The sequence below is a fragment of the Brumimicrobium salinarum genome, assembly GCF_002844555.1.
GTDB classification, from domain to species: domain Bacteria; phylum Bacteroidota; class Bacteroidia; order Flavobacteriales_D; family Crocinitomicaceae; genus Brumimicrobium; species Brumimicrobium salinarum.
Genome location: NZ_PJNI01000012.1, coordinates 37,585 through 55,778 on the forward strand (window position 1 = coordinate 37,585; position 18,194 = coordinate 55,778).

The following is an 18,194-nucleotide window of genomic DNA, read 5'->3' on the forward strand; positions in this document are numbered from 1 at the left end:
TGTACAAAAACACTTCTAACTATGTCAATTCATTCGATAGGCTCCAAATACCTTTTTAAACTACAAGTTTTGTTCGTTTTTTCAATTGTAACATTAATTTCTTCGTGTTCTAATATAGGAGGCAACAAAGAATTTGAACATGCTGGCGGCTCATTTAGTATGGCTATGGGAAATGAGCCAAGTACTTACTTAGCACGAAACGTATCAGATGTTTACACTGCTATATTTTTGAATCAAATATATGAACGTTTAGTAACCTTTGATCCACAAACGTTAGAAGTTGTTCCTTCGCTTGCTAAAAGCTGGGAAATCTCAGAAGATGGGAAGACCATTCAACTTGAAATACGAGATGATGTTTACTTCCACCCTCATGATGCCTTTCCGCAAGGTATTAAACTTACTCCTGAAGACATTGTTTATTCAATTGAACTTTCTTGCAAACCTTACAAAGGAAATGAAAGCTATGCTTACACCATAATATACAAAGGTATATTAAAAGGTGCTGATGAGTTTTACCAAGGGAAGGCAGACAATATAGAAGGGTTGAGCATTAAGGATAATACGGTCACTATAGAGTTAGTTGAGCGAGACATCAATTATCTGAACAAATTAGCATTAACAAATGCAGCGATTGTTTCTAAAAAGGTTGTAGAAGCAGGTTATGAAACAGACCTTATAGGAACAGGAGCTTTCAAGTATTCACAATCACAAGAAGTTGACGGACGTGTACACATGACCCTACTAAAGAACAACAATTATTATGGAAAAGATAAGGCAGGCAATCAATTACCCTACTTAGACAGTCTTATATTAAAAGTTGAGCCTAGAAACTTAAGGCAATTAGAAATGTTTGAAAATAATGAGATTCAACTCATTGATGGTTTGCCTCCGAGTAGAATTTCGATGATGCTTGATGGAAAAATAGATGATTTTAATAGCACACCGCCAAAGTTAATTCTTACAAGAAAACCGTTACTGGCAACACAGTATTATCATTTCAATTTGCTTCGAGAGGAATTTCAAGATGTTCGGGTTAGACAAGCAATCAATTACGCGATTAATCGAGATGATATCGTTAGAGATGTCCTCAACAATCAAGCGTTTAGTAAAGGGAATGGTGGAATTGTTCCTCCCGCTGCTTTTAGTGGTTACAATTCTTCGATGGTTAAAAAACATGCTTACGACTACAACCCTGAGAAGGCTAAAAAATTAATGGCTGAGGCGGGTTACCCAAATGCGGAAGGATTCCCGAGTATAAACATTAAGTTTAACATTGGCTCAAACCACTCAGCTGTAGCAGATAAAATAGCTAAACAACTCAAAAAAGTATTGAACATCAATGTGAGTCTAGACGGATTAAAGTTCCAGGATCGTTTAAATGACCAAGAAAATGCTAATGGTCAAATCTTTAGATCTTCATGGTTTGCTGACTATTACAGCCCAGAGAGCTTCCTGATGAGTGCTTTTGGAGGAAATGTTCCTCAAGATCCATCAGAGCCTTCTCCTAGTAATCATTCACGCTATAAAAATGACGCCTATGATGCTGAGCTAATCAAAGCGAAAAGCGCAACTGATATTATTAAAAGATATGAACACTTTGCAGCAGCTGAGCGTATTCTAATGCAAGATGCTCCTTTTGTTGTTCTTTGGTATGAAGAAACCATCAAGATAATTTACTCCAAAGTAAGAAATTTACATATTAATGAAATGAATTACTATACTTTTAACGAAGTGTATATTAAAGATTGGACAAAAAAGGAATGGGAAGAACGTCAAAAAAATAATTTCCTTTTCTTTGTTCCTAAATTAAATTTTTATGATTCGGTATTTTTTAATGTTACTATGCTATATCCCTTTAGTTGTGATAGGGCAAATTTCTCAAACTGTTAAAGGCGATATTGTTGATGCTGAGTCAAAATATCCACTTATCGGTGCGCGAGTAACTCTAATATCGAGTGATTCAAGTCGGATTTTGAATAGCACTTCTGACCTTGATGGTTTTTATCGATTTGAAAATGTACCAATCGGGAAATATGCAATTGTTGCCACTTATTCCTCGTATCTCAAAAGCTCGCAGAACATCGTTATCAATTCTGGGAAGGAAAGTATTATACAAATCGAACTCCAAGAAGATGTCATCACAACTGAAGCTGTGGATATTGTAGGTAGAAAAGCAGGTGATATTAATAATGACATGGCGATGATTTCTGCACGTCAATTTAGTGTTGAAGAAACCAATAGATATGCCGGATCTCGTGGAGACCCTGCAAGGATGGCCAGCAATTTTGCAGGTGTTCAAGGTGCTGATGATTCACGAAATGACATTGTAGTACGTGGAAACTCTCCAATTGGTTTGCTTTGGAAAGTAGAAGGAATTGATTTACCCAATCCAAATCACTTTGCTGTATCTGGATCAACAGGTGGACCAGTTGCCATTTTGAACAATAAAATATTGGGGAATTCAGACTTCTTCATGTCAGCTTTCCCTGCCGATTACGGTAATTCAATTTCAGGTGTTTTTGATTTAAAATTGCGTAAAGGAAATACGGATAAGCATGAGTTCACAGGACAATTTGGCTTTCTAGGTACAGAAGTCATGGCCGAGGGACCAATCAATAGAGAAAATCGATCGAGCTATTTAGTCATGGGGAGATACAGCACATTGAGTATATTTCAAGCTATGAATATACGCATTGGAACGGATGCTGTTCCAACTTACGGTGATGGAGCGTTTAAACTTTCATTTCCTTTAAAGAAAGGAGGCCATCTTGGTTTTTTTGGCATAGGAGGAGCGTCAGATATAGCTATAAAAATATCCGATCAAACTGAAGTTTCAGAAGAAGCATTTGGAGAGGGAGACCGTGATCAATATTTCGGCACAGCTATGGGTGTTTTTGGCATTACCTATAAAAAACCCCTCTCAATGAATACTTATTTTAAAGCTACGGTTGCTCAAACTTATGACCAGCAGCGTTCCCATCATGACTTCTTAGAAAGAAGCATTGATTCTTCAGTTGTAAATGGAGAAACACAATATAAAATAAGAACTGATTCCATTTATCAATTAATGGGTTATAAATTTAAAACTTACAAAACAGCACTTTATACCAGTATAAACCATAAAATTAATAAGAGACATATCATTAGAGGTGGTTTAAATGTGGATGGATATTATATCAATAACCAAGATTCAGCTTTAAATGTTGCTCATACGGAATTTACTACGCGTCATAACTATGAAGGTTTTAGCGCTTTGATACAACCTTTTATACAATACAAATGGAGAGTCAATGAAAACATGGGGTTTACTGCTGGAATTCATAGCCAATATTTCAGTTTGAGTGATAGCTGGAGCTATGCTGAACCTCGCTTAGGATGGAAATGGAATGTAGGAAATGGAAATGAACTGAGTGCAGGGGCTGGACTACACTCCCAAATGCAGCCAACCTATCAATACACATATCAACGAGTGGATAGCGAAGGCAACGCTAGAAGATTAAATGAAGATATGGACTTCACCAGAAGCTTTCACAGTGCTATTGGATATCAAAAACGTTTTAAAAATGCTTTAACAATTAAAACAGAGCTGTATTACCAACATTTATACAACATACCTGTCGATACTTATGCTTCATCATTTAGCTTGATTAACCAAGGTTCAGGTTTTCAAAGATTTTTCCCAGATGAATTAGTTAACGAAGGAACAGGAAGAAATTACGGTGCAGAGCTAACCATCCAAAAGTACTTTAATAAATCATTTTACTTTTTAGCAACAGGTTCATTATTCGAGTCAAAATACAAGGGAAGCGACAATATTGAAAGAAACACTGATTTTAATGGAAATTACGCAGTAAATTTTTTGGCTGGAAAAGAATTTAAGATAAATGAAAAGAACATGATTTCTGCAGGAATTAAAGTAACAGCAGCAGGAGGAAAAAGGTATGGATATGTGGATGTTGATGAGACTGTTTTAAATAATGAATTGGTGTTCAAAGATTCGTTATTCAACACCCGTCAATTCAAAGATTATTTTAGATTAGATATTAAATTGACCTATGTTTTAAACACCGAAAAATTAACGCATGAAATTGGTTTGGACTTGGTTAACTTGCTTAATACTAGAAATATTTTAGCGTTAAGCTATGCACCAAACTTGATTGATCCTTCAGCGGAGCCTATTGCCAAACGTTATCAATTAGGTTTCTTACCTATTTTCTATTATAAAATAGATTTCAGCTTCAACAGAAGAAATAAAGTATCTAATTAAAAAAACTGATTCCTAGAACTATGTCTTTAAGTTCGTTCATTTTCATTGGCATGAATTACATACTGGTAAAATAGTAGGGAATTATTTAAAAAATTAAGAATTAAACCTTTGCATCAAGAAAACAAGGTTAATAGTGATAAGCACAGAGGCAATCTTTAATTATTCCTTATTTTCTTGAGGAATATTTGCATACCCCTCTCTATTGTCATCCCCCATGTGAATGGTTCGTTGTGGAAATGGAATTTTAATCCCATTGATTCTAAATAAACGATCTATCTCAAAACGAATTTCAGATTTATATTGTTCAGCATACCATTTATGATTCGCCCAATACAAGAGTTCCATTTCAAGCGCATATTCACCAAAGTTAATAATACGCACAAGAATCGGATCATGTTTGATTACCTTAGGATGACTTAGTGCAGCTTGTTTAAGAAGTTTTTTAACCAATTCAGTGTCCGTACCATAAGGAACTCTTAATTTAATATGAAAACGCGTATGCTGTTCTCCGAAAGTCCAGTTTTCAATTTGATCTTGTGTTAATAATGAATTAGGTATAATTAAAGTATTTCCATCTCGGGTTTCAACCTTTGATGTCCGCACATTAATTTTGAGCACACGGGCAATTAGTTCCTCTTTAGTAACTGGACTTAAAACGCGAACAATATCTCCAACTTTTATTGTTCCTTCAAATAATAAAACAATGCCCGAAACAATGTCTCTAAACATACCTTGCAAACCAAGGGCTAGGGCTGCAAATATAGCAGCAGAACCAGCCAAAAGTACACTTAAATCAGAGAAAAGAAATTGTAGTGAAAGAATAATAGCAAAAGTAAAAACAATATATTTCGCTAATTGTAAATAAACAAAACGTGTAGCTTCATCAAAATCCTTGCTGTCTTTAAATCTTCTATCCAGATACAAGCGGAAAATATTGATTAAAAAACGAGAAATAGCAAAAACCAAAATAATTGTTAGCACATCCATCATGCTGACATGAAACTTACCATCAGCGGTCTTTGGAATAATATCATAACTTAAAAACTTACGAATAGAAATTACATCATTTTCTAATCTGAACGCCTGAAAACCAACAACAAAAGCAGTAAGAAACAGCAATTGATTAAGCACACGCAATAAAGTTATTCGAGTTCCTTTAATTTTTATGTTTGGTCTTTTGAGGTATTTTTTTAATAACCTTTTGATAAATTTATTAAGAAGAATAGTAAGGAGAATGGTTACTAACCATATGAGAACAATCCATATAGATGCTGTATATGGTCCAATATCAAATTTTAAAAACAAGATCATAAGTGCAATTTAAATAATAATTCTTCCTAATTGGGCAGCAAATGTGCTTTTTATGCCTTCAAGTAACATTTGTTCCTGAAGCAGTGCATTAATTTGAGTTATTTCATAATTGGTGTTTTCCTTCAGTTCCTCTTGAATTTCCTCAATTCTTCTCATAATCACAGTCTTCTTAAAAGCATATAATGACTCTTTAACTGCTTGCGCTATTTTATGAATTTCTTCCGTTGTTTCAATATTAAAATCAGCGAGCCATTTTCTACTGAGTTCATACTTTGGGGTAAGAATATCTGACACAAATCTTACAATCTCTTGATCCTCGTGTCTCAAAAATCGGGCAGGTTCATAAAAAATATTTTCAGCTAATCCTTCAACACAAAGCAAATAAATCTTTTGGAATAAAGGGTAATGGAAAGAAAGATCATCTCTTTGCAACTCTTGAATTATTAACTCAGCAACACTTACCTCTACAATTAAAGGCTTTCCTCCTTCAGGGTTAGGTGTTTCGACATCAATAGCTCTACTTCCATACAAAACTAAAATACGGAGTAAATCAAACTCTTGATCATAATAACTTCGCTTTCCTTCTGTGACTCCCGCATTTTTCTGCTTAGGAATAAGTTCAACAGGATCTTCTTTAGGTGTTGGAATACCACGACTTTCGTTTTGATGGCGTCGGCGGACTTTATTTAATTCATTGAGTAAAGTTTGCTCTTCAAGCTCAAATTGATTGGCAGTTTGTTTGATGTAAACAGAGCGGGTTATACTATCGGGAATTAAAGCAATTGATCCCACGATTTCCTTGATCAAAGATGCACGTTGAATAGGATCATTCTCTGTTCCTTGCAGCAAAACATCTGTTTTAAATCCAACAAAATCTTTTTGATTTTCGGCTAAGTATGATTTAAGTTCTTCTGTACTCACACTTTTAGCAAAAGAATCAGGATCTTCACCTTCAGGAAAAAGACAAACCTGCACTGTCATTCCTTCTTCAAGCAACAAATCAATTCCTCTAAAAGAAGCTTTTATTCCAGCGGCATCACTATCGTAAAGAACTGTTATATTTTGCGTGTAGCGCTGTATTAACTTTATTTGACCTTTTGTTAAAGATGTACCACTACTAGATACCACGTTTTCCACACCGGATTGAGCCAAACTAATAACATCGGTATATCCTTCTACCAAGAAACAATTATCTTGTTTTATAATTTCATTTTTAGCGAAATAAATACCGTAAAGCACCTTACTTTTGTCGTAAAGAATACTTTCTGGTGAATTAAAATACTTCGCCGTTTTTGAATGTGTTTGTAAAGTTCGCCCACCAAATCCAAGTACTTTTCCAGAAACTGAATGAATTGGAAACATAACTCTTCCACTAAAAAAATCAAACTTTCTATCGTCCTTAGTTTTAGTAAGCCCTAGTTGCTCTAAGTATTGTTGTTTGAACCCTTTTTCTAAAGCCGTTTCGGTGAATGATTTTTCCTTTCGCGGACAATAACCCAACTGAAATTTATCAATCGTATCCTGCGTAAATCCTCTTTCTTTAAAATAAGAAAGCCCGATACTCTTGCCTTCCGTGGAACTTTTAATGGTATCTACGAAAAAATCACGTGCAAAAGTATTAATGATTTGTAAGCTTTCTCTTTCAGTTAGCTCGTGTTGTTCTTCTGGCGTTAATGGTTTTTCCTCTGGCAACTGAATATTATATCGTTCAGCCAACCATCTAAGCGCCTCGGGATAACTAAACTGCTCCAATTCCATTAAAAATGATACAACTGTTCCCCCTTTACCTGTTGAAAAGCATTTAAAGATTTGTTTGGCGGGACTCACCATAAAAGAAGGTGTTTTTTCCTCCGTGAATGGACTCAATCCCTTGTAGTTAGAACCTGATTTTTTCAATTGCACATATTCACCAATCACCTCCTCAATACGAGCAGTATTCATGATTTCATCGATGATATGTGACGGAATTCTAGCCATGACTACTTTGTATAATCTTTTGTTTGCGTTAGTTCACCATTTTCATCATAAAACTTCCATTCTCCAATTGGCTCGTCATTCAAATACTCTCCGGTATAGTGAATCGCTCCATTTGGATATTTTACAATTGTATGCCCTTCTTTCTTGCCATTATTATAAACTGTGATTGAAAGTTCAACCCCTTGTTCAGAAAAGTATTTCCAAACGCCAACTCTTTGACCTTCTTCATTTTTGCGGCCGGTCATCTTAATTTGCTCATGTCCAGGGTACCATTCAGTATATTTTCCGTTACTACCTTGGACAATCAAAGGCCGGTGATCCTTTTGCTCAACCTTCTGCTCAGCAACGGGTTGTTCGTTGTCACAACCTAGTAAAAGAAAACCAAATAAAATGATTGAAAAACTTTTTATACTCATTTTTGAATGTATTTCTAATAAAGAACAAAAATAAGCTATTTATTAGAATGTTGGATACAAAAATAAAAGAGAAAAAGCGTATATGATGTGTATCTACCTTTGATTTATTTCCATTGCTTTCAAAGTATTCATCATCAAAGAAACAATTGTCATTGGTCCTACTCCACCGGGAACTGGAGTGATAAATGATGCTTTTTCAGCAACACTTTCGAAATCTACATCACCAGTAATTTTGTAACCTTTTTTCTTTGTAGTATCCTCAACTCGTGTAATTCCAACGTCCATCACCACAACGCCATTCTTTACCATGTCCGCAGTTAAGAAATTAGGTTTTCCAATTGCTGTGATAATGATGTCCGCTTGAAGGGTTAATTCTTTCAGGTTTTTTGTTCTAGAGTGCGTCAATGTTACAGTTGAATTGCCAGGGTAGGCGCTTCTTCCCATTAGAATACTCATAGGAGACCCTACAATATGCGAACGCCCAATCACCACACAATGTTTTCCGGAAGTTTCAATCTCGTATCTTTTGAAAAGTTCTAACATTCCAGCAGGAGTTGCAGGTAAAAATCCAGGTAGATTCAAAACCATGTTTCCTAAATTCGTAGGATGAAAACCATCCACATCTTTTTTCGGGTCTATGGCTAAAGTAATTTTCTTTTCGTCGATGTGTTTTGGAAGCGGCAACTGAACAATGAATCCGTCAATTTCCTTGTCATTATTGAGTTCATTTACTTTCGCTAACAATTCTTCTTCTGTGATAGTATCCTCGAGGTGAATAAGCGTGCTTTCGAAACCTATTTCTTTACAGGCCTTAACTTTAGCGCCAACGTAAGTTAATGAACCTCCGTCATTTCCCACTAAAACTGCCGCTAAATGAGGTGTTTTTTGACCTTTTTCTTTTCTTTCTTGAACGGCTTCTGCTAATTCTTGACGAATTGTCTTTGAAGTTTCTTTACCATCTAAAATCTGCATGACGAAAATGTTTTTGCAAAGATAGAATTTTAAAGTCAATTAGAAATTACATGAGAGGAAATTACCTGCAATAGAATACGGAATTGTTAGATTTGGCAAAAAAAGCCAAGCGCTCCCTTTAATAATCATTAAAAAACAACAACAATATCAAAAATTGGCGGAGCTTGTTCCAAATTGAATAAGCTTTGGAAACGTTTAAGGTCAAGCGAACTGCAACCAAGCTCTTCATTTTCACTACCTCGAAATAATAATACGTATAACTAGTATTAAATACGAAATAAGCCACTCTATTTCTTCATCAAATACACATCCCCATTTGGATTGATTAGGGTTTTCTCATAATATCCTTCTTTAGAAAATGAAATAGTTATGCTAGGACATCCACCAACCGCACCTATCATTCCTGTGGTCATATAATATTCACCTTCTGAATTCGTGTAATATTCATTGTAAACCCGTTCTATACCTTTGACAAATACTGAGTCAATGGGAAGCTTCGTTGATATATCGAGCACATTACCACTAGCTGTTCTCCTGCATTCACATGAAATCAGCAAAAGAGCACATAGCGCTATACTCAAAATTCTTACTATCGATATTTTGAACATTTTTTTCTTTTTATAGAATACTAGCTAAATTAAGTAAAAAAATATTCAAAAAAAAAAACAAACCACTCATAACCAACAAAAAATCAGGGAAAACCCTTGATCAAAAAAAGCGACAACCTTTCGATCATCACTTTTAATATAGTTCCACTTCTTGACAGAAGTCTTTTTTCAAAATTATTTAGAAGCTCGCTTACGCGCATTCTCATCCAAAAGAATCTTACGAATTCTCAAAGATTCTGGTGTCAACTCAACGTATTCATCAGCTTGAATGTACTCTAAGCTTTCTTCCAAAGACATTTTAACTGCTGGCGCAATTCTTACCTTGTCATCCGCTCCTGAAGAACGCATATTAGACATTTTTTTGGTTTTGGTAACGTTAATTACCAAGTCTCCTTGTCTAGTATTTTCTCCAATTACCTGACCACCATATATATCTTCATTAGGATCAACAAAGAAGGTACCTCTATCTTGCAAGTTGTTCAAAGAATAAGGAATCGCCGAACCTTTCTCCATAGAAATCAATGATCCGTTTGTACGACCAGGAATCTCACCTTTGTACTTTTGGAACTCAACAAATCTATGGTTCATAATCGCCTCTCCAGCAGTTTGCGTTAATAAGTAGTTACGCAAACCAATAATTCCTCTCGAAGGAACGATAAAGTTAATAACCATTCTATCGCCTTTGGCTTCCATGTTCGTCATTTCTCCCTTACGCTTTGTTACCGCCTCAACAGCAGTTCCAGAATGTTGCTCTGGTAAATCAATTGTCAATTCCTCAACTGGTTCACATTTCACACCATCAATTTCCTTGATGATTACCTGTGGCTGACCTACTTGCAATTCATAACCTTCTCTACGCATGGTTTCCACCAATACAGATAAGTGCATTACACCTCTTCCGTAAACCAACCATTTATCCGCTTTATCTGTAGGCTCAACACGCAAAGCTAAGTTCTTCTCTAGTTCTTTGTTTAAACGTTCCTGAATATGACGCGAAGTCACAAACTTTCCTTCTTTACCGAAGAAAGGCGAATCGTTAATTGAGAACATCATGCTCATTGTTGGTTCATCAATAGAAATTGATTCCAAAGGCTCAGGGTTTTCAGCATCACAAACAGAATCTCCAATTTCAAAACCTTCAATTCCTGTAATTGCACAAATATCTCCTGGCTGAACAGCGTCAACTTTTACACGCTCAGTTCCTGCAAAAACAAAAACATCTTTGATCTTGTGTTTCTCTTGTTTACCATTATTTTTTGAAAGAATGATTGGCATTCCTGGCTTAATTTCACCTCTTTGCAAACGACCGATTGCGATACGTCCAACGAAAGAAGAAAAATCTAAAGAAGTAATCAACATTTGGGTATTTCCTTCTTCAATCTTTGCTGGTGGAAAATAATCTAAAATTGTATCCAAAAGCGGTGAGATAGAATCTGTTGGTTTTTGCCAGTCTTTTGACATCCAGTTGTTCTTTGCAGAACCATAAACTGTTTCAAAATCCAATTGGTCTTCATTGGCCTCCAAATCAAACATTAAATCAAAAACTTTTTCGTGTACTTCATCTGGTGTACAGTTTTCTTTGTCGACTTTGTTTACAACCACCAATGGTTTCAACCCCATTTGAAGTGCTTTTTGCAATACAAAACGCGTTTGTGGCATTGGACCTTCAAAAGCATCCACCAACAAACAAACCCCATCAGCCATGTTCAAAACACGCTCTACCTCCCCGCCAAAATCGGCGTGACCAGGTGTATCAATGATGTTAATTTTTGTTCCTTTATATTGAATTGAAACGTTTTTTGATACGATAGTAATCCCTCTTTCTCTTTCAAGGTCATTGTTATCCATCATTAGAGCTCCTCCTTCAACAAGGTTTCTTGTGTCAAAAGTTTCTCCTGCTTCAATAATTCGTTCAACCAAGGTAGTTTTACCGTGGTCAACGTGAGCGATAATCGCTATATTTCTAATTTCCATTTGTTATTTTCTCGTTTTCGTGTTTTATCTTCTTCTACGGCTACTTCCTGAACCTCCTCTGCGGTCTCTTCCACCTGAGCGTCTGTCGTTTCCACGACTTCTCCCTCCGCCACCACGGCCTTTTCTACCTTTAGCGCTTTTGTTTTCAGTTTTCTCAATGTTCATGGTTTTCCCTTCAAATTCGGCACCTTTTACTTGAGATAAAATCTTATCTACATCAGTTTTATCCGCATCAAAGAAAGAAAACGCTGGCATAATATCAATTCTACCAATGGTATTTGATTTCAAACCTGTAGCATCACATATTACACGCAATAGTCCACCTGGATTTAAACCATCTTTTTCTCCTAGAGAAACAAAGAAACGTTGTTTGTTTTCATCTGTTCCTTCTCTTCTACCTCTTCTTTTAGATCCTCTATCATCACCTGGACGATCTGATGGCTTAGCATTCAAATCACCTGCTTTTTTGTAATAATCTAAGAATCTATTGAATTCAGCCGAAACGAATTTCTTAATCACTTCTTCTTTAGAAAGCTCTTCCAAATCTTCTAAAATGTGCGGAATAAACGGAGCAATTTCTGCTTCATTTACTTTAGTCGCTTTCACTTTATCAATCATCGATTCCAATTGCACAGCACAAATTGCTTCAGCTGGTGGAATTTCAGCAAATGTAAATTCTTGCTTGATGATTTTTTCAATTTGTTTGATCTTATATTTCTCTCTGGTATTAATTAAAACCAAAGATTCACCAGTGTTTCCTGCTCTTGCAGTACGTCCACTTCTGTGCGTGTAGTTTTCTACCTCGTCAGGAAGGTTGTAGTTAATTACGTGTGTAATATCATCCACATCAATACCACGTGCAGCAACATCTGTCGCTACCAATAATTGAATGCTTCTATTACGGAAAAGGTTCATTACGCGGTCACGTTGCGCTTGCGATAAATCACCGTGCAATGCTTCTGCGCTGTATCCTTCTTTTCCTAATTTTTCAGCAACTTGTTGTGTTTCTCTTCGCGTACGACAGAAAACAAGTCCAAAAATCTTCGGATTAAAATCGATTAAACGTTTCAAGGCCACATAACGGTCTCTTTCTTTTACGGCAAAGTAAATATGGTCAATGTTGGCATTACCTTCATTTTTGTTTCCTATGCTCACCTCAAGTGGGTCAGTCATATACGTTTTCCCAATTCTTGCCACTTCTTTTGGCATTGTTGCAGAAAACAACCATGTACTTTTTTCTTCTGGTGTTGCACTCAAAATGAAATCCAAATCTTCTTTGAATCCCATGTTTAGCATTTCATCTGCTTCATCGAGGACTACAACTTCAACTTCGTCAAGCTTTACGGCTTTACGTTTAATCAAATCACACAATCTTCCTGGGGTAGCTACAATAATAGAAACTCCTCTTTTAATGTTTTTAATTTGACGTTGAATATCTGATCCACCATACACTGCTTCAACACTGGCAGCTTTTTCATGTTTTGCATAGTTTCCTATGTCTTTTGCAATTTGCAAACACAATTCCCTAGTTGGACAAATAATTAAGCCTGTTGGAAATTTTCGGCTTTCTGTAATTCTGTTCACTAATGGTAATCCAAAAGCGGCAGTTTTCCCTGTTCCAGTCTGTGCTAATCCTACAAAATCACTCTTAGACTTGAGTAAATGTGGTATAGCTTCCTGCTGGATTGGCGTTGGCTGTTCAAACCCCATGTCTGTAACAGCTTTGACCACTTGGCTTCTCAGCCCTAAATCGTTAAAGGTCATACTTTTATTTAAAATTTGGGTGCAAAGGTACGACATTCTAAAGAGAATCAAGATTTTGAGGTTTTTTTTATTGATTTTTTTTAATCTATACATTAGAAGCATAAAAAAAGCTATGAAATTAAGTCATTGAATTGATGAGCATTCTCCAGCTATTAAGATTCCTAAGAACAACAAATATTCGAGATGATTAATACGCTAAAAATCAGATGAAAAAATCTAAAAATTCAACTACTATCATATGCAGAATTATTTAGAGTGAATAGCTAAGTGTAAAAGTAAAAGAAAGACAACTGGAGAGCAATTTATTGAAATAAGCGTGATATATACTTTTTGAATCAATAAACTCTATAAAAGAAACTTTGTCCCATTAACAATTATCTAATACCTCAACTTTCTTTTAATCGTAAAATTAATTTATAGACTATAAAGTTATGTCGCCCCTGGTTGGAAGTTTTCGAATAATCATAACCACTCAATCTTGACTATTATTACAACAGTTCAGAAGGTTAACCCGCTTTATTCATGAATTTAATGAGTACTCAAAAGTGGGGTTCTTTAAAAACATTGTTTTAACTCCTAAAAGATTGTTTTTAAATCATTTACAACTTTAAAGTATGACATTGGTGAATAAAGCGGGTTAGGCAAAAGTAGAAGGTAAAATGATAGTAGCCTACACTAGTGCCAGTGAGGAAAAGATAGGTAATATTGTGCGTTCAACAATAATTAACAGTAAAAAGACGAGGAGCTAAGAGAAAGCATCGGTCGTTTTATGAAAATATAAAGAGAGCATGACGGAAAAATTTCGCCATGCTTCTCATATCATTAAAACTACCATCTATTTAAGCGGCTGATTATTCGACTATGAATCTCTTTACTTGATCATTTAATTTAATTAAGTAAACTCCTTTACTAAAGTCAACAACACTAATTGTTCCAAAACCACTTTCTATAGTGCCTTCGCTAATCTTCATGCCTAATGCATTAATAATTTCAAATTCTACATACTTACCAAACTTATTTGAAACTTCAATGTTAAGAACACTAGATGAAGGGTTTGGATAGACTTTAAACATCTTCAATGCTTCTTTATCAATAGAATTAGTTTCAGTTTCAATATTAAAAGTATCAGAAGCTACAGTACAACCATCGGAAACCAATACTATATATGTACCATCCTCAGGAGCTGTGATATTCTGATTGCTTGAACTGAAGTTATTCGGTCCTGACCACTCATAATCTAAAGGTCCATTCCCTCCGTTTGTTGTAAGGTTAATATCTGAACCATTTACAGTTCCAGTAACTGAGATATTCGTTGTAGTTGTTTCACCATCATCATTAATAACCCAACTAAAATTAGATATAATTGACTGTCTTTCATTTGTTGCAAATTCTGTGTAGTGAATTCCTAATGCTCCAAGGGTTACATTGTTTGTTAAATTTAATGTAGACCACCCTTTAAGGATATCATTATACGTACAATGATCTAATCCTGAATTATCAAACATAGACTCCATATTAGCAACATTCTCAACATTCCATACTCCAGTGTTTTGATCAAATAAACTGGCATCATTAAACATAAAGCTCATGTTTTGAACATTGGTCACATCCCATGTACTTAGGTCTTGATTAAATGTATTTGCTTCATTGAACATATATGACATATTTTGAACATTAGATACGTCCCATGCACTTATGTCTTGGTTAAAGGCTGACGCTCCATTGAAAGCACCTTTCATGTTCGTTACATTAGAAGTGTTCCAACTTGATATGTTTCCATTAAAGTTAATTGCATTGCTAAAAACTTCTTCCATAGTGGTAATACTTTCTGTATTCCAGTTATTTAGGTCACTAGCCAGAGAAGTGGCACCTTTAAACATTCTTGACAATGAACTTACAGACATAAGGAACGGGCTATCCGTTGCATTAACATTCAAATTGTTACAACCGTGGAATGCGTCCTCCATTGAAGACCAGAGTATACTTCCCCATTCTTCAACAGATAGAATTTTTTCAAGGTCATTATTTACATCGTTGTTAAAGTAAATTCTTGGGAAATCTCCTGTTATTTCGACCTTATACGTTCCGGCAAGGGGAAGATTTACAGTTACATCTCCAGTTAAATTACTCAAGGTCCCATTAGTTGATGGATCGTTTACATCCTCCCAGTACAAATCATAATTATATCCAGCTCCATCGGTAGGTATTATTATTTGATTGTTGAAAGACGCCCCTGGATTATCAGACTTCCATATTGTTACAAATGGCCCTTCACAAGAATTAGCGTCCCCTACAATCGTCCAGTTGTTATTGTTAATAAGATTTAATCGTTCTAACATCGCTAAACAATACTCAAGATTATTTGCTCCAAGTGTTACATTATTCTGAACAGATTGATTACTCCAACTAATAAGAATATCATCATAGTTTGAAACAGATATATTGGTATTACTAAGCATATTTTGCATATTACTTACATTCGAAACATCCCACATGCCTAGGGTTTGGTCATAAGCTGACGCCCCAATAAACATCTCCTGCATATTGGTAATTGTAGAAGTGTTCCAGTTGCTGAAATCATTGTTTAACGAAGTAGCATCCCTAAACATTCTGTAGGTAGTTGTTACATTTGATAAATCTGGCGCATCCGTTGCGGGCACCGTTAGGTTTTCACAACCATTAAAAGCACCATACATACTTGTCCATGCAATATCACCCCACTGTTCTACAGTTAAGATTTTAAGTTTATCACTATAGTAACTGTCATTAAAATATATTCGCGGAAAGTTTCCACTGATTTCTACACGATATGTACCTGCATTTGGAAAAGTTATTAAAGCACTACCTGAGTTACCATTTATCCCGCCATTGATATTTGGATCATTGACATCTTCCCAATATATATTATAATTATACCCAGCACCAGTGGTTGGAATTCTAATTTGATTATTATTGGAACTTCCTGAGTTATCCGTTTTCCATCTAGTTACGAAAGGAGTTGTACAAATATTTGCATCTCCGTTAATTGTCCAATTAGAGTTAGTAACCAGATTATTTCTTTCAACATCGGCATTACAATATTGAAGCATGTTAGCTCCTAAAACAACATTGTTTTGAACCGTTTGGGCTTCCCATCCAATCAAAGTAGCATCATAATTAGCTGTTGAAATCGGGCTGTTATCTAGCATACTTACCATCGTTGTTACCGAAGAAATATCCCATGAAGCAAGACTTTGGTTAAAAGCTCCAGTATTTTGGAATGTGCGCTGCATGCTTACAATATTACTTGTATTCCAAGCACTTAAATCTTGATTAAAAACAAGTGCTTCACGAAACATACTGTTGAGATTATCAGTTCCTGTTACGTCCCACCCACTGATATCTTGATTAAAGGCAGAAGCACCATAAAACATAGACGACATATTAGAAACATTAGAGGTATTCCAGCTTATTATATTTCCATTAAAAGCAGAAGTACCTCGGAACATATTCTGCATATTTGTAACACTTGAAGTATTCCAACTATTTAGATCTTGGTTAAACGCTTGAGCATTCATGAACATATTCTGCATACTTGTTACATTAGAAACATTCCAACTGTTTATATTTTGATTAAAGGCAGAAGCACTATTAAACATAGATGACATATTAGAAACATTAGACGTGTTCCATGTAGTAATATCACCATTAAAAGAACTTGCGTAGATAAACATCTCCTGCATATTGGTAATCGTAGAAGTGTTCCAGTTACTGAAATCATTGTTTAATGAAGTAGCATACCTAAACATTCTGTAGGTAGTTGTTACATTTGATAAATCTGGAGCATCCGTTGCGGGCACCGTTAGGTTTCGACAACCATCAAAAGCACCATACATACTGGTCCATGCAATATCTCCCCACTGTTCTACAGTTAGGATTTTAGGTTTATCACTATAGTAACTGTCATCAAAATATATGCGCGGAAAGTTTCCACTGATTTCTACACGGTATGTACCTGCATTTGGAAAAGTTATTAACGCACTACCTGAGTTGGCATTTATTCCTCCACTGATATTTGGATCATTGACATCTTCCCAATATATATCATAATTATACCCAGTACCAGCGGTTGGAATTCTAATTTGATTATTATTGGAACTTCCTGAGTTATCCGTTTTCCATGTAGTGATAAAATTTGTTGTAGCTCCTGGTGTTACTTGCGCAAAAATTACGTTAAAAGCAAGCAAAAATAATATTGACAAGATACCTGAAGTCTTAAGACCAAAAATCATTTTTTTCATAATTTTATTTTATTTAAATTTTTATTTACGCTTTCCTAAATTGAAGTTAAGGCGTATTTATTTTGAAATATCGATATAAGCTTTTGAAAGAAATTATTCTTAAAATTATACTCCCTCCAAAAGATTGGAGTTAATTTACCCCTTTCAATAAATAGCCTCTTAAAGGCTGAATTAATTTCATAATGAATTCTCATAATCTAGTTTTAGTGTTGTAAATAATTCTTGACCTCTAACTTAGTTAACACGACAGGTTAAAAGCAAATAATAGGGGTGTACAAAAGGTTTACATAACTCAAAACAGTCACCAGTACAGCCACAAAGCCATCAGTTTGAAAGATTCTACAAACAAATAAATAACAGAGCATAATCCAGTCTTATAAGCTATTAACCACCTATTTTAAAATTATTTATTCTTATTATGATAGTAATAACCAAACAATGCCCTGAAAAGAGTTTATACTGATAAGTTAATCCTAGTAAGAAACTCTTTGTGGTAAAAAACGAGATAAATCCTAAAAAACATCTAAATTTCAAAGGCAATTAATCAACGATTTTCGTTAACAAGAAGTATGTCTAGAAAAGTTTTTTATTTCAAACACAAAACCCTAATAGGTCAAATTGAAAC

Annotated in this window: 10 protein-coding genes; 2 read left to right on the plus strand and 8 right to left on the minus strand. The window is 35.2% G+C overall.

The genetic code is table 11. The features are described 5' to 3' along the window. Window positions 1-21 precede the first annotated feature (21 nt). Both CW751_RS11055 and CW751_RS11060 read left to right on the plus strand, forming a co-directional pair. Window positions 22-1,890, plus strand: a complete 1,869-nt coding sequence (locus CW751_RS11055; RefSeq protein ID WP_101335096.1) for an ABC transporter substrate-binding protein — start codon at window positions 22-24, stop codon at window positions 1,888-1,890. Further along, complete coding sequence (locus CW751_RS11060) at window positions 1,817-4,267, plus strand: TonB-dependent receptor (protein ID WP_101335097.1); 2,451 nt, start codon at window positions 1,817-1,819, stop codon at window positions 4,265-4,267. Before CW751_RS11055 ends, CW751_RS11060 begins: the two co-directional genes overlap by 74 nt. A 159-nt stretch (window positions 4,268-4,426) precedes the next feature. Here CW751_RS11060 and CW751_RS11065 read toward each other — a convergent pair whose 3' ends face one another. The 8 genes from CW751_RS11065 to CW751_RS11100 form a co-directional block, all read right to left on the minus strand. Beyond that, complete coding sequence (locus CW751_RS11065) at window positions 4,427-5,578, minus strand: mechanosensitive ion channel family protein (protein WP_101335098.1); 1,152 nt, start codon at window positions 5,576-5,578, stop codon at window positions 4,427-4,429. 9 nt (window positions 5,579-5,587) lie between these two features. After that, a complete protein-coding gene (gene dnaG, locus CW751_RS11070; RefSeq protein WP_101335099.1) occupies window positions 5,588-7,555 on the minus strand; it encodes a DNA primase in 1,968 nt (655 codons plus the stop codon). A 2-nt stretch (window positions 7,556-7,557) separates the two neighbouring features. Continuing rightward, window positions 7,558-7,971 carry a toxin-antitoxin system YwqK family antitoxin gene (locus CW751_RS11075; RefSeq protein WP_101335100.1) on the minus strand — a complete coding sequence of 138 codons (414 nt, stop codon included), beginning with the start codon at window positions 7,969-7,971 and terminating at the stop codon, window positions 7,558-7,560. A gap of 93 nt (window positions 7,972-8,064) precedes the next feature. Then, a complete protein-coding gene (locus CW751_RS11080; RefSeq protein ID WP_101335101.1) occupies window positions 8,065-8,943 on the minus strand; it encodes a bifunctional 5,10-methylenetetrahydrofolate dehydrogenase/5,10-methenyltetrahydrofolate cyclohydrolase in 879 nt (292 codons plus the stop codon). A gap of 287 nt (window positions 8,944-9,230) precedes the next feature. Then, window positions 9,231-9,551, minus strand: coding sequence for a hypothetical protein (locus CW751_RS11085; RefSeq protein ID WP_101335102.1), 321 nt, complete (start codon window positions 9,549-9,551; stop codon window positions 9,231-9,233). 174 nt (window positions 9,552-9,725) lie between these two features. Then, window positions 9,726-11,525, minus strand: a complete 1,800-nt coding sequence (gene typA / locus CW751_RS11090; RefSeq protein ID WP_101335103.1) for a translational GTPase TypA — start codon at window positions 11,523-11,525, stop codon at window positions 9,726-9,728. A 24-nt stretch (window positions 11,526-11,549) separates the two neighbouring features. Beyond that, the gene (locus tag CW751_RS11095) at window positions 11,550-13,289 is read right to left on the minus strand and encodes a DEAD/DEAH box helicase (protein WP_101335104.1); all 1,740 of its coding nucleotides are present in this window, start codon (window positions 13,287-13,289) and stop codon (window positions 11,550-11,552) included. A gap of 851 nt (window positions 13,290-14,140) precedes the next feature. Next, window positions 14,141-17,569 carry a BspA family leucine-rich repeat surface protein gene (locus CW751_RS11100; RefSeq protein WP_101335105.1) on the minus strand — a complete coding sequence of 1,143 codons (3,429 nt, stop codon included), beginning with the start codon at window positions 17,567-17,569 and terminating at the stop codon, window positions 14,141-14,143. Between the last annotated feature and the right edge of the window lie 625 nt (window positions 17,570-18,194).

Excerpts from the sequence above, each read along its gene's own strand:
- CW751_RS11095 (WP_101335104.1), bottom strand. The coding sequence starts at position 13,289 with ATGACCTTTAACGATTTAGGGCTGAGAAGCCAAGTGGTCAAAGCTGTT.
- CW751_RS11055 (WP_101335096.1), top strand. The coding sequence starts at position 22 with ATGTCAATTCATTCGATAGGCTCCAAATACCTTTTTAAACTACAAGTT.
- CW751_RS11060 (WP_101335097.1), top strand. The coding sequence starts at position 1,817 with ATGATTCGGTATTTTTTAATGTTACTATGCTATATCCCTTTAGTTGTG.
- CW751_RS11080 (WP_101335101.1), bottom strand. The coding sequence starts at position 8,943 with ATGCAGATTTTAGATGGTAAAGAAACTTCAAAGACAATTCGTCAAGAA.
- CW751_RS11085 (WP_101335102.1), bottom strand. The coding sequence starts at position 9,551 with ATGTTCAAAATATCGATAGTAAGAATTTTGAGTATAGCGCTATGTGCT.
- typA (WP_101335103.1), bottom strand. The coding sequence starts at position 11,525 with ATGGAAATTAGAAATATAGCGATTATCGCTCACGTTGACCACGGTAAA.
- dnaG (WP_101335099.1), bottom strand. The coding sequence starts at position 7,555 with ATGGCTAGAATTCCGTCACATATCATCGATGAAATCATGAATACTGCT.
- CW751_RS11100 (WP_101335105.1), bottom strand. The coding sequence starts at position 17,569 with ATGAAAAAAATGATTTTTGGTCTTAAGACTTCAGGTATCTTGTCAATA.
- CW751_RS11065 (WP_101335098.1), bottom strand. The coding sequence starts at position 5,578 with ATGATCTTGTTTTTAAAATTTGATATTGGACCATATACAGCATCTATA.
- CW751_RS11075 (WP_101335100.1), bottom strand. The coding sequence starts at position 7,971 with ATGAGTATAAAAAGTTTTTCAATCATTTTATTTGGTTTTCTTTTACTA.